The sequence below is a fragment of the Streptomyces pacificus genome, from assembly GCF_011766325.1.
GTDB classification, from domain to species: Bacteria; Actinomycetota; Actinomycetes; order Streptomycetales; family Streptomycetaceae; genus Streptomyces; species Streptomyces pacificus.
Map to the genome: position 1 here is coordinate 390,631 of NZ_BLLG01000002.1, position 12,254 is coordinate 402,884.

Annotated in this window: 12 protein-coding genes; 8 read left to right on the top strand and 4 right to left on the bottom strand. The window is 71.3% G+C overall.

Annotated elements, in window-relative coordinates; genetic code table 11:
- Positions 1–106: 106 nt before the first annotated feature.
- Positions 107–2,620, top strand: a complete 2,514-nt coding sequence (locus tag SCWH03_RS04565; protein ID WP_173262142.1) for a DEAD/DEAH box helicase — start codon at positions 107–109, stop codon at positions 2,618–2,620.
- A 140-nt stretch (positions 2,621–2,760) separates the two neighbouring features.
- On the opposite strand, the gene SCWH03_RS04570 is transcribed toward SCWH03_RS04565, so the two are convergent.
- On the bottom strand, positions 2,761–3,174 hold the full coding sequence (locus SCWH03_RS04570) for an LppU/SCO3897 family protein (RefSeq protein WP_173262145.1): 414 nt from the start codon (positions 3,172–3,174) through the stop codon (positions 2,761–2,763).
- Positions 3,175–3,265: 91 nt separating this feature from the next.
- Between SCWH03_RS04570 and SCWH03_RS04575 the strand changes: the two genes are divergently transcribed.
- Positions 3,266–3,754, top strand: coding sequence for a glutathione peroxidase (locus tag SCWH03_RS04575; RefSeq protein WP_173262147.1), 489 nt, complete (start codon positions 3,266–3,268; stop codon positions 3,752–3,754).
- 72 nt (positions 3,755–3,826) lie between these two features.
- Here the strand turns inward: SCWH03_RS04575 and SCWH03_RS04580 are convergent, their stop codons facing one another.
- Positions 3,827–5,053 (bottom strand): acyl-CoA dehydrogenase family protein, encoded by a 1,227-nt coding sequence (locus SCWH03_RS04580; RefSeq protein ID WP_173262148.1) that lies wholly within the window; start codon positions 5,051–5,053, stop codon positions 3,827–3,829.
- Between the two features lie 160 nt (positions 5,054–5,213).
- Here SCWH03_RS04580 and SCWH03_RS04585 point away from each other — a divergent pair, with 160 nt between their 5' ends.
- Positions 5,214–5,888: a TetR/AcrR family transcriptional regulator gene (locus SCWH03_RS04585; RefSeq protein ID WP_173262150.1), complete on the top strand. Its 675-nt coding sequence runs from the start codon at positions 5,214–5,216 to the stop codon at positions 5,886–5,888.
- Positions 5,889–6,141: 253 nt separating this feature from the next.
- Here the strand turns inward: SCWH03_RS04585 and def are convergent, their stop codons facing one another.
- Complete coding sequence (def, locus tag SCWH03_RS04590; protein ID WP_173262152.1) at positions 6,142–6,687, bottom strand: peptide deformylase; 546 nt, start codon at positions 6,685–6,687, stop codon at positions 6,142–6,144.
- 125 nt (positions 6,688–6,812) lie between these two features.
- Here def and SCWH03_RS04595 point away from each other — a divergent pair, with 125 nt between their 5' ends.
- The 5 genes from SCWH03_RS04595 to SCWH03_RS04615 all read left to right on the top strand — a co-directional run bounded on the left by SCWH03_RS04595 (position 6,813) and on the right by SCWH03_RS04615 (position 11,558).
- Positions 6,813–8,060, top strand: a complete 1,248-nt coding sequence (locus SCWH03_RS04595; RefSeq protein WP_173262154.1) for a MurT ligase domain-containing protein — start codon at positions 6,813–6,815, stop codon at positions 8,058–8,060.
- Between the two features lie 82 nt (positions 8,061–8,142).
- Complete coding sequence (locus tag SCWH03_RS04600) at positions 8,143–8,871, top strand: type 1 glutamine amidotransferase (protein WP_173262156.1); 729 nt, start codon at positions 8,143–8,145, stop codon at positions 8,869–8,871.
- 260 nt (positions 8,872–9,131) lie between these two features.
- Positions 9,132–10,157: a 6-phosphofructokinase gene (locus SCWH03_RS04605; protein WP_173262158.1), complete on the top strand. Its 1,026-nt coding sequence runs from the start codon at positions 9,132–9,134 to the stop codon at positions 10,155–10,157.
- A gap of 108 nt (positions 10,158–10,265) precedes the next feature.
- On the top strand, positions 10,266–11,225 hold the full coding sequence (locus SCWH03_RS04610; protein ID WP_173262160.1) for a cytochrome c oxidase assembly protein: 960 nt from the start codon (positions 10,266–10,268) through the stop codon (positions 11,223–11,225).
- Positions 11,226–11,399: 174 nt separating this feature from the next.
- The gene (locus SCWH03_RS04615) at positions 11,400–11,558 is read left to right on the top strand and encodes a hypothetical protein (protein WP_173262162.1); all 159 of its coding nucleotides are present in this window, start codon (positions 11,400–11,402) and stop codon (positions 11,556–11,558) included.
- Positions 11,559–11,914: 356 nt separating this feature from the next.
- Here SCWH03_RS04615 and SCWH03_RS04620 read toward each other — a convergent pair whose 3' ends face one another.
- Entirely contained in the window at positions 11,915–12,205 is a 291-nt protein-coding gene (locus tag SCWH03_RS04620; RefSeq protein ID WP_173262164.1) for a type II toxin-antitoxin system Phd/YefM family antitoxin, read from the bottom strand.
- Positions 12,206–12,254: the final 49 nt, after the last annotated feature.

Sequence of the window (12,254 nt, forward strand, 5' to 3'; positions counted from 1 at the left end):
CCGAGCGGCCCGAGCCGAGCAGCGCCGAGGGGACAGGCTACCGGTGGCGATCTTCCTCCCGGCGACCGGTTCCCCGTACCGGCGGCAGGCCAGGCAAGATGGTGGGGTGACCCTTATCGATCAGCTGCCGCCGGACGCCGACCCCGATGCCCTCTTCGAAGCCTTCACCTCATGGGCCGGGGACCGGGGCATCTCCCTCTACCCGGCCCAGGAGGAGGCGCTGATCGAGGTGGTCTCGGGGGCCAACGTGATCCTCTCCACACCGACCGGCTCCGGAAAGAGCCTGGTCGCCGCGGGTGCGCACTTCGCGGCCCTCGCCCGCGACGAGGTCACGTTCTACACCGCGCCGATCAAGGCCCTGGTGTCGGAGAAGTTCTTCGACCTCTGCAAGATCTTCGGCACGGAGAACGTCGGCATGCTCACCGGCGACGCGTCGGTGAACGCGGACGCGCCCGTCATCTGCTGCACCGCCGAGGTCCTGGCGTCGATCGCGCTGCGGGACGGCAAGGACGCCGACATCGGCCAGGTGGTGATGGACGAGTTCCACTTCTACGCGGAACCGGACCGCGGCTGGGCCTGGCAGATCCCGCTCCTCGAACTCCCCCAGGCGCAGTTCGTGCTGATGTCGGCGACGCTCGGCGACGTGTCGATGTTCGAGAAGGACCTCACCCGCCGCACCGGCCGCGAGACCGCCGTGGTGCGCTCGGCGACCCGGCCCGTACCGCTCTCCTACGAATACCGCACGACCCCGATCACGGAGACGCTGACCGAGCTGCTGGAGACGAAGCAGGCGCCGGTCTACATCGTGCACTTCACCCAGGCGCAGGCGGTCGAGCGGGCGCAGTCGCTGATGAGCATCAACATGTGCACGCGCGAGGAGAAGGACCGCATCGCCGAGCTGATCGGCAACTTCCGTTTCACCACCAAGTTCGGCCGGAACCTCTCCCGGTACGTCCGCCACGGCATCGGCGTGCACCACGCCGGCATGCTGCCCAAGTACCGCCGTCTCGTGGAGAAGCTGGCGCAGGCCGGACTGCTGAAGGTGATCTGCGGTACGGACACCCTCGGCGTGGGCGTCAACGTCCCCATCCGCACCGTGCTGTTCACCGCACTCACCAAGTACGACGGCAGCCGCGTCCGTACGCTGCGCTCCCGGGAGTTCCACCAGATCGCGGGCCGGGCGGGCCGGGCCGGCTTCGACACCGCCGGCTTCGTCGTCGCCCAGGCGCCCGAGCACGTCGTCGAGAACGAGAAGGCCCTCGCCAAGGCCGGCGACGACCCGAAGAAGAAGCGCAAGGTGGTACGCAAGAAGGCTCCCGAGGGTTTCGTGGGCTGGACGCGGAACTCCTTCGAGAAGCTGATCGCCTCCGACCCCGAGCCGCTCACCTCCCGCTTCAAGGTCACCCACGCCATGCTGCTGTCGGTGATCGCCCGTCCGGGCAACGCCTTCGAGGCGATGCGCACGCTGCTGGAGGACAACCACGAGCCCCGCAGGCAGCAGCTCCGGCACATCCGCCGGGCCATCGCCGTCTACCGCTCGCTGCTCGACGGCGGCATCGTCGAGCGCCTCGGCACCCCCGACGCGCAGGGCAGGACCGTCCGGCTCACCGTCGACTTCCAGCAGGACTTCGCCCTCAACCAGGCGCTGTCCACGTTCGCGCTCGCGGCGTTCGACCTGCTGGATCCCGAATCGCCCTCGTACGCACTGGACATGGTGTCCGTCGTCGAGTCGACGCTCGACGACCCGCGGCAGATCCTCGCCGCGCAGGAGAACAAGGCGCGGGGCGAGGCCGTCGCCGCGATGAAGGCGGACGGGGTCGAGTACGAGGAGCGGATGGAGCGGCTCCAGGAGATCTCGTACCCGAAGCCGCTGGAGGAGCTGCTGTGGCACGCCTACGGCACCTACCGGACGTCGCACCCCTGGGTGGGCGACCACCCGGTGTCCCCGAAGTCGGTGATCCGGGACATGTACGAACGGGCCCTGTCCTTCACGGAGTTCACGTCGTTCTACGAGCTGGCCCGCACCGAGGGCATCGTGCTGCGCTATCTGGCGAGCGCGTACAAGGCCCTGGAGCACACCGTCCCGGACGACCTGAAGACCGAGGACCTGCAGGATCTGATCGCCTGGCTGGGCGAGATGGTCCGCCAGGTCGACTCCAGCCTCCTCGACGAGTGGGAGCAGCTGGCCAATCCCGAGGTGGAGACCGCGGAGGAAGCACAGGAGAAGGCCGACCAGGTCAAGCCGGTCACCGCCAACGCCCGCGCCTTCCGGGTGCTGGTGCGCAACGCGCTGTTCCGCCGGGTGGAGCTGGCGGCGCTCGACCGCGTCGGCGAACTGGGCCGGCTGGATGCCGACGCGGGCTGGGACGAGGAGGCCTGGGGCGAGGCGATGGACGGGTACTGGGACGAGTACGACGACCTCGGCACCGGTCCGGACGCGCGCGGCCCGAAACTGCTCGCCATCGAGGAGGACCCGGGGCACGGCCTCTGGCGGGTCCGGCAGACGTTCGCCGACCCGGACGGCGACCATGACTGGGGCATCAGCGCGGAGGTCGACCTGGCGGCCTCCGACGAGGAGGGCCGGGCCGTCGTGCGCGTGACGTCCGTGGGCCGGCTGTGAGACGGGGGCCGCACGGCACGCCCTGCCCTGGTGGGCCGGCCGCTGGTCCCGGTCGGGCCGGGGCGGCCGTCTTGCCGGCCGGGCGGCCGAGGGCCGCCGGCCGGCGCCACCACCGTTGCGGGGTCACGTCCCCGGGCGGGTCAGTTCCCGACGGGGCCGAGGCAGAGAACGAACTTGTCGGCGTCCCACTGCTGGGCGAGAGCGGCCTCGCCCACCGTGCACGCGTTGACGTCGAAGGTGTTCTCGACGACCTTGACGACCTTGTAGTTGGCGCCCTCGTCGTCGCACCCCTTGGTCTCGACCTCGGGGTCGTTCTCCTCGCCGGTGACCCTGACGCAGTCGCCGGCCTCGGCGCGCACGGGCGCGTCGAAGACGTAGCCGATGCCGAGCTTCACCACCACGGCGACGACGATGAGCCCGGCCACCCTGAGAAGCTTCCTGAGCTTGCTCTTCTTGGCGGGCGCGGGCGCGGGCACGGGCGCGGCGCCGGGCACGGGGGAGCCCTCCGGGAGCCGGGGTTCCTGGGGGGCGGGGGAGGGCGTGGGTGCGCTCATCTGCGGTCTTCCTCGGGACATGGAGTTCGAACGCGCGCACGCTACACGAAGAGTAAGAATCATATAAACACGAGATACCAAGGAGTCTTTGATGTCCGTTGACGACATCCCGCTGCGCACGCTGTCCGGCGAGGAGACGTCGCTGGCCGACCACCGGGGCAAGGCCGTGCTGGTGGTGAACGTGGCGTCCCGATGCGGTCTCACCCCCCAGTACGAGGGGCTGGAGCGGCTGCAGAAGACGTACGCGGACCGCGGTTTCACGGTGCTCGGAGTGCCGTGCAACCAGTTCCTGGGACAGGAGCCGGGCAGCGCCGAGGAGATCGCCGCGTTCTGCTCGGCCACCTACGGGGTCACGTTCCCGCTGCTGGAGAAGTCGGATGTGAACGGCGGGCAGCGGCATCCGCTCTACGCCGAGTTGACCCGCTTCCCGGACGCCGACGGGGAGGCCGGCGATGTGCAGTGGAACTTCGAGAAGTTCCTCGTCTCCCCGCGGGGCGAGGTGGTCGCCCGCTTCCGGCCGCGGACGGAGCCCGAGGCGGCGGAGGTCGTCGCGGCGATCGAGGCCCACCTCGCCCAGTGACCCTGCCGCTGAGGCGACGGGGCGCCGACCGGACGAGCGGCCGGCGCCCCGTCGCGTGCGGGAGCCCGCGCCTCACCGGATGGGCAGGCCGGAGAGGGTGCGGGCGATCACCAGACGCTGGATCTCACTGGTGCCTTCGAAGATCGTGTAGATGGCGGCGTCCCGGTGCATGCGCTCGACGGGGTACTCACGGGTGAAGCCGTTCCCGCCGAGGATCTGGACGGCCTGGGCCGTGACCTCCCGGGCCGTCTCGCTGGCGAAGAGCTTGGACATCGAGCCCTCGGCCGCGGTGAAGGGCTTGCCGCTGACCGCCATCCAGGAAGCGCGCCAGACCAGCAGCCGGGCGGCGTCGATCCGGGTGCGCATGTCCGCCAACTGGAAGGCGACGCCCTGGTTGTCGATGATGGGACGGCCGAACTGCCTGCGCTCCCGGGCGTATGCGAGAGCGTAGTCGTACGCGGCCCGTGCGGTGCCGACCGCCATCGCGCCCACGGCCGGGCGGGAGGCCTCGAAGGTGGCCATGGCCGCGTTCTTCACCCGCTCGTCGCCCGTCCGGGCGCTCTCGCGGGCGCGGGCCAGCCGCCCGTCGAGCCTCTCCTTGCCGCCGAGCAGGCACGAGCCGGGGACGCGCACGTCCTTGAGGACGACCTCGGCGGTGTGCGAGGCGCGGATGCCGTGCTTCTTGAACTTCTGGCCCTGGGAGAGGCCCGGGGTGTCCGGGGGCACGATGAAGGAGGCGTGGCCCTTGGTGCCGAGGCCGGGGTCGACGACGGCCACGACGACATGGACGTTGGCGATTCCGCCGTTGGTGGCCCAGGTCTTGGTCCCGTTGAGCACCCATTCGTCCCTCGCCTCGTCGTAGACGGCGCGGGTGCGCATCGCGCCGACGTCGGAGCCGGCGTCGGGCTCGGAGGAGCAGAACGCGGCGACCTTCACATCGTCGGCATCGCCGTACATCTGCGGGATCCAGGTACCGATCTGCTCCTCGGTGCCGTTGGCGAGGACCCCGACCGCGGCCAGGCCCGTACCGACGATGGACAGGGCGATACCGGCGTCGCCCCAGAACAGCTCCTCCAGGGCCATCGGGATACCGAGCCCGGTGGGGTCGAAGAACTGCTGGGCGTAGAAGTCCAGGGAGTAGATACCGGCCTTGGCGGCCTCCTGGATGACGGGCCAGGGGGTCTCCTCGCGCTCGTCCCACTCGGCGGCGGCCGGACGGATCACGTCCCTGGCGAAGCCGTGCAACCAGTCGCGGACCTGCTTCTGATCGTCGTTGAGATCGAGCGCGAACTCGGTCATGTCCCCTCCTGATGCACGCAGTACACATGTTACTACCGGTAACCGCAGTCTGTTACCGGTGCGTAGCAGCTGTCAACCGCCAACGGCCCGATCGACGGGCCGGACTCGGGGAGTGTTACGTTGCGCAGGCCTCAGGATTCAGCACGGGCGGGGAGAGACCATGGAGACCACCACCACTCAGCAGGAGCAGGGGGACCCGCGTCGTTCGCCCGACCAGCGGCGCTCGGCCGACCGGCGTCGGCGCGAGCTGCTCGAGGCCGCGGACCGCGTGGTGCTCCGGGACGGCCCACAGGCCTCCATGAACGCGATCGCCGCCGAGGCGGGGATCACCAAGCCCATCCTGTACCGGCACTTCGGCGACAAGAGCGGACTGTACCGCGCACTCGCCGAGCGCCACACCGACGGACTGCTGGCCGCACTGCGCACGGCGATCGACGCCAGCTCCGACCGGCGGGAACGCGTGGAGCACACCCTCGACACCTACCTCGCCGCGATCGAGACCAGGCCGCAGGTCTACCGCTTCCTGATGCACCCCGCCGAGGACTCCCACCACTCCGAGCAGGGCTTCGACGTCGGCAGGCACACGGCGCCGCTGCTGCGCAGACTCGGCGAGGAGCTGGGCACCGTGATCGCCGAACGCGTGGACCTCGGACCCGGCGGGGACGAGCTGGCCCGGATCTGGGCCCACGGCATCGTCGGCATGATGCACGGCGCCGGCGACTGGTGGCTGAGCGAACGCCCCTGCTCGCGGCAGCAGTTGGTGCGCAGCCTCGCGGACCTTCTCTGGGGCCGCCTCTCCGTCGCCGAGGACCGCCCGGGCAGCCCGCGCTTCTGACACCGCAGACACCGGCAAAGCGGCGGGGCATCACCCGCACACAGCACAGACACGAGCACCGGCACAGACACCGGTACCGGTAGTCTCACCGGCGCGTGCCGCCCGGGGGCTCCGGGCGCCGGCACCAGCCGCACCTGCGGCACCCGCAGCGCCGGCTCCCGGCACCGGCGAGCACCGCCCGCCGCCCGGGGCCGACCGCTCCCGGCACCAGACGGCAGCGGGACGGCCCGGCCGCACCGGCCGAAACGGGACGCTACCGCCGCCCCCACGGAGCGCGGCGGACCGCGCGCAGGGCACGGGCCCGGCGCAGGCCGGTGAGCCGGTCCACATACACCCCGCCCTCCAGATGGTCGCACTCGTGCTGCAGGCACCGCGCGAAGAAGCCCGTGCCCTCCACTCGCACCGGCGCGCCGTCCCGTGTGACGCCCTCCACCACCGCGTGGTCGTACCGCGGCGTCCCCGCCTCGACGCCGGGCAGCGACAGACAGCCCTCCGGGCCGCGCACCTCGATACCGCCGGCGGCGGCGAGCCTCGGGTTGACCACATGCCCGAGACGGCGGACGTCCTCGTCGTCGTCGGGGCAGTCGTAGACGAACACCCGCAGCGGCACGCCGATCTGGTTGGCGGCGAGGCCCACGCCGTTCGCCGCGTACATGGTGGCGTACATGTCCTCGATCAGGCCGCCGAGGGACGGGCCGAAGTCGGTGACGGGCTCGCACGGCGCGTGCAGCACCGGATCACCGAACAGGCTCACGGCCCGGACCAGACCGGAACTGCCGGGGATCGGACGGTTTCGCATGGCGTTAAGGTTACGTTCCGTGCATCGCGCCGGTGACCTCCGGGTTCCTGACGGAGCCGCAGTTCGGGCCGCTGCCCGGAGGTCGATAGGCTGAGCCCCGACCGACGCGAGGAGGATCAAGGACGATGGCAGGACACCCTGACAACGCAGAGCCGCTGTCGCCGCGCGCCAAGCTGGCCGTGACGGCCGGCAAGGCAGCGGCGGCGGTGTCGCGCGCCGCGGGACGCGGCAGCGGATCGGTCATCGGCGGTCGGGTCGCCCTGAAACTCGACCCCGATCTGCTGAGCAGGCTCGCACAGCACCTGGACGTGATCCTGGTGTCGGCGACGAACGGCAAGACCACCACCACACGGCTGATCGCCGAGGCCCTGCGGGCCGCCGGCCCGGTCGTCTCGAACGCTCTCGGCGCGAACATGCCGGCCGGCATCACCTCGGCCCTGGCGGGTGGATCGGACGCCCGCTTCGGCGTGATCGAGGTCGACGAGAAGTACCTCGCCGGGGTCGCCCGCGACACCACGCCCAGGGCCATCGCCCTGCTCAACCTCTCCCGCGACCAGCTGGACCGCGCGGCGGAGACCCGGATGCTGGCCGAGAAGTGGCGTGAGGGCCTGTCCGGCGCCAAGGCCGTCGTGATCGCCAACGCGGACGACCCCCTGATCGTGTGGGCCGCGTCCTCCTCCCCCAACGTCGTCTGGGTCGCCGCGGGCCAGGAGTGGAAGGACGACGCCTGGTCGTGCCCCGCCTGCGGCGGTGTGATGCAGCGCCCCGGGGACGAGTGGTTCTGCGGCGAGTGCGGGTTCCGCAGGCCGCCGGTGACCTGGGCCCTCAGGGGCGACAACGTCCTCGACCCGCACGGGTCGGCCTGGCCGATCCACCTCCAGCTGCCGGGCCGGGCCAACAAGGCCAACGCCGCCACATCCGCCGCCGTCGCCGCGGTGTTCGGCGTTCCTCCGCAGGTCGCCCTCGAGCGCATGTACCAGGTGCAGGCCGTGGCCGGCCGGTACGATGTGGTGTCCTTCCTCGGCCGTGAGGTGCGGCTGCTGCTGGCGAAGAACCCGGCCGGCTGGCTGGAGACGTTCTCCCTGATCGACCCACCGCCCACCCCGGTGATCCTTTCCGTCAACGCGCGCGGCGCCGACGGCACCGACACCTCCTGGCTCTGGGACGTCGACTACACCCGGCTCGCCGGACATCCGATCGTCGTGATCGGCGACCGCAGGCTGGACCTGGCGGTACGCCTGGAGGTCGCCGGACTGGACTTCCGCGTCGCCGAGGACATGGACGAGGCGGTACGGCTCTCCCCACCCGGGCGGATCGAGCTGATCGCCAACTACACCGCCTTCCAGGACGTCCGCCGCCGCGTCGGCAACTGACCGCACCGCGCGCCCAGCGCACCACCGACCGCACCGACCGCACCGACCGCACCGACCGCACTGACCGCAGAGGAACACGAGCATGAGCGACAGCAGCCTGCGCCTGGTGTGGGTCTACCCCGACCTGCTCAGCACGTACGGCGACCAGGGGAACGCCCTGGTCGTGGAGCGCCGCGCCCGCCAGCGCGGCCTGGGCGTCACCCGAGTCGACGTCCGCAGCGACCAGCCGGTGCCGACATCCGGCGACATCTATCTGATCGGCGGCGGCGAGGACCGGCCGCAGCGGCTGGCGGCCGAGCGGCTGCGGCGCGACGGCGGGCTCTCCCGGGCCGCCTCCAACGGTGCGATCATCTTCTCCGTCTGCGCCGGCTACCAGATCCTGGGCCACGAGTTCATCAACGACCTCGGCGAGCGGGAACCGGGCCTCGGCCTGATCGATGTGGTCTCCACCCGGGGCGAGGGCGAGCGGTGCGTCGGCGACGTACTGGCGGACATCGACCCGCGGCTGGGCCTGCCGCAGCTGACGGGGTTCGAGAACCACCAGGGCATCACCCACCTCGGACCGACGGCGCGTCCCTTCGCCCGGACCGTCCTCGGCAAGGGCAACGGCACCGGCGACGGCACCGAGGGCGCCTACAACGACACCTTCTTCGGCACGTATATGCACGGGCCGGTGATGGCCCGCAACCCGCAGATCGCGGATCTGCTGCTGAAGCTGGCGCTCGACGTGAACGCGCTGCCGCCCACCGACGACCGGTGGTACGAGGCGCTGCGCGCCGAGCGCATCGCCGCCGCCACCCAGCCCGCCTGACACCGGCCGCCCGAGCACATCGCCGGCTTCCCCGGCCGCCCCTCCCCCGACCGCCTCACCAGCGGCTCACCAGCGACTCACCAGGCCGTGCGGAACGGGCCCCGGCAGGCGTCTGCGGGGCAGCCCGGGCAGCGCGGGGCAGGGTGTCCACGGTTCGGACGCCCGGTTCGGCTCCCGCCGCCCCGCGCCGGTAAGGTGGCACCGATCCAACCGGACGACGTGGTCCGGGAGTCGGCCCACGTTGCAAAGGTTTTCGGGCTATGCGCATTGGTGTCCTCACCTCCGGCGGCGACTGCCCCGGGCTCAACGCGGTCATCCGCTCCGTCGTGCACCGCGCCGTCGTCGACCACGGCGACGAGGTGATCGGCTTCCACGACGGCTGGAAGGGCCTGCTGGAGGCCGACTACCGCAAGCTCGATCTGGACGCCGTGGCCGGCATCCTCGCCCGCGGCGGCACGATCCTCGGCTCTTCCCGGGTGCAGCCCGCGCATCTCGTCGACGGCGTCGAGCGGGCCAAGGGGCACGTCGCCGAGCTGGGCCTCGACGCGATCATCCCGATCGGCGGCGAGGGGACCCTGAAGGCCGCGAACCTGCTGGCCCAGGCCGGTCTGCCGATCGTCGGCGTGCCCAAGACCATCGACAACGACATCGCCTCGACCGACGTCACCTTCGGCTTCGACACCGCCGTCGGCGTCGCGACCGAGGCCCTCGACCGGCTGAAGACCACCGCCGAGTCCCATCAGCGGGTGCTGATCGTCGAGGTCATGGGCCGGCACACCGGCTGGATCGCCCTGCACTCCGGGATGGCCGCCGGTGCACACGCCATCGTCGTGCCGGAGCGCCCCTTCGACATCGACGAGCTGACGCGGCGGGTCGGCGCCCGGTTCGAGGCCGGCAAGCGGTTCGCCATCGTCGTGGCCGCCGAGGGGGCCAAGCCGCGGGAGGGCTCCATGGAGTTCGACGAGGGCGGCAAGGACGTGTACGGCCACGAGCGCTTCGCCGGTGTCGCCCGGCAGCTGTCCGTCGAACTGGAGGGACGGCTCGGCAAGGAGGCCCGGCCGGTCATCCTCGGCCATGTCCAGCGCGGCGGCACGCCGACCGCGTACGACCGCGTACTCGCCACCCGGTTCGGCTGGCACGCGGTCGAGGCGGCGCACCGGGGCGAGTTCGGCATGATGACCGCACTGCGCGGGACGGACATCACCATGGTGCCGCTCGCGCCGGCGGTGGAGACGCTGAAGACCGTCCCGCAGGAGCGGTACGAAGAGGCCGAGACGGTCCTCTGAGCACGGCTCCCGAGCGGTGGAGCCGCCCCCGGTCGCAGCGGCGGCCGGGGGCGGTTCTAGTCTTGCCCGGACAACAAGCGCGCATCAGGACGTCCCAGGAGTACGCAGATGGATCACAGCGGACACGGCGAGCACGGGATGCAGATGGACCTGCCGCCGTTCACGCTGGGCAGGGGGCTGGAACTCTCCGTCGATCCGGTCTTCCTGACCGGCTGCCTCCTGGCACTGGCGCTCTACGGCTGGGGCGTGGTGCGGCTGCGCCGGCGCGGGGACGCCTGGCCGGTGAACCGGACGATCTTCTTCACCGTCGGTGTGCTGAGCATCGCGCTGGTGATGTGCACCGCGCTGAACGACTACGGCATGGTCATGTTCAGCGTCCACATGGTCCAGCACATGGTGATCAGCATGCTGTCGCCGATCCTGCTGCTGCTGGGCGCGCCGGTGACTCTGGCGCTGCGCGCCCTGCCGCCGGCGGGGCGCGGCCGCAGGGGCCCCCGCGAGCTGCTGCTGGCCCTGCTGCACAGCCGCTATATGAAGGTCATCACGCACCCGGCGTTCACGATCCCGATGTTCATCGCGAGCCTGTACGGCCTCTACTTCACCCCGCTGTTCGACCTCCTCATGGGGTCCAGGGCCGGGCACATCGGGATGATGGTGCACTTCCTCGCCGTCGGGCTGGTCTTCTTCTGGCCGATCATGGGCGTGGACCCGGGTCCGCACCGCCCCGGCTATGTGATGCGGATGCTGGAGCTCTTCGCCGGCATGCCCTTCCACGCGTTCTTCGGCATCGCGTTGATGATGGCCTCCGAGCCGATGGTGGGGACGTACGCCGATCCCCCCGCGTCGCTCGGGATCAGCGCGCTCTCCGACCAGAACGCGGCGGGCGGCATCGCCTGGGCGTTCAGTGAGATCCCGTCGGTGCTGGTGCTGATCGCCCTGGTGTTCCAGTGGTACCACTCCGAGCAGCGTCAGGCCGTCCGCAAGGACCGGGCCGCGGACCGGGACGGCGACAGGGAACTCGAGGCGTACAACGCGTATCTCGCCTCGCTGGGGGCACGCAGCCGCTGAACGCCCTGGCGATGCCGCCCGCCGCTGCGGAGGGATCGCCGGGGGGAGGGGCACCCCTCCCCCGGTGACCGCCTCGGGCCGGAGAGTAGCGCACCCCCCTCGTGAGGGGCGACGATGGCTGCACGGCCCCGGCCGCGGGTCCCGCCGCGGCGCCGGACCTGGAGGAGGGCGAGCATGTCCGGTTCCACGAAGACGATGGGTGTGCTGACCGTTGTGTCCCTGGTGGTCGTGACGGCCTACACCGCGGCCCTCGGCGGCAGCGGCTGGTTGTGGTTCGCCTGGGTCGTACTGGGTCTCGTGACGCTGGGGATGCTGGTGTCGAATCCCACCTGAGGTCCGCGGCCCGGTCCCGGCGGTGGGCGGAGTGCGCGACGGGCAGGACGGTTGCGGCACGCGGGGCGCGGATCGCCACCGGTCACCTCGCTCAGGGCGGCGCCGAGCAGCCGGCATGGGCGCAGTGCCCGGGGGGCCACCGGGGAGCGGGCGGGGCATCACCGACCCGCGTGCACAGGACCGCGTGCACAGGACCGCGTGCACAGGACCACGGGCACAGGACCACGGGCTCGCCGCGATGCCACTGCGATCGGTGATCCGGTTGCCTTGCGGCGGCACCCGCTGCGCCCGACGATCCGGTTCGCGGTCGGCGGGCGGGTATCGCGGGGCCACGGGCGCGCTCCGGACCCCGTGGCTCAGGCGCCGTCGCCCGTGCCCGGAGCCCGGTGCTCGGCCGCGATACCGAAGCGGCCGCGTTCGCCGGCAGCGGACGGCGGGCCGGGGGCCGCCGACACCACCGAGGTGATCGCGGAGCCCTCTGCCGAGTGCCCGCCCGCTTCCAATCTCTCCAGGTCAGCGGCGGAAACCAGCGCCACGAGCGGTTTTCCGTGGCGGGTGACGACAACCCGCTCGCCACCGTAGACGACGCGGTTGATCAGGTCGGCGAGTTCAGCTCGCGCTTGCGTCACCGGAATCTCGTAGGCCATGCTCCCCATCATAACGCTCTGTACATCCTGTACGTTCTGTACGTTTATG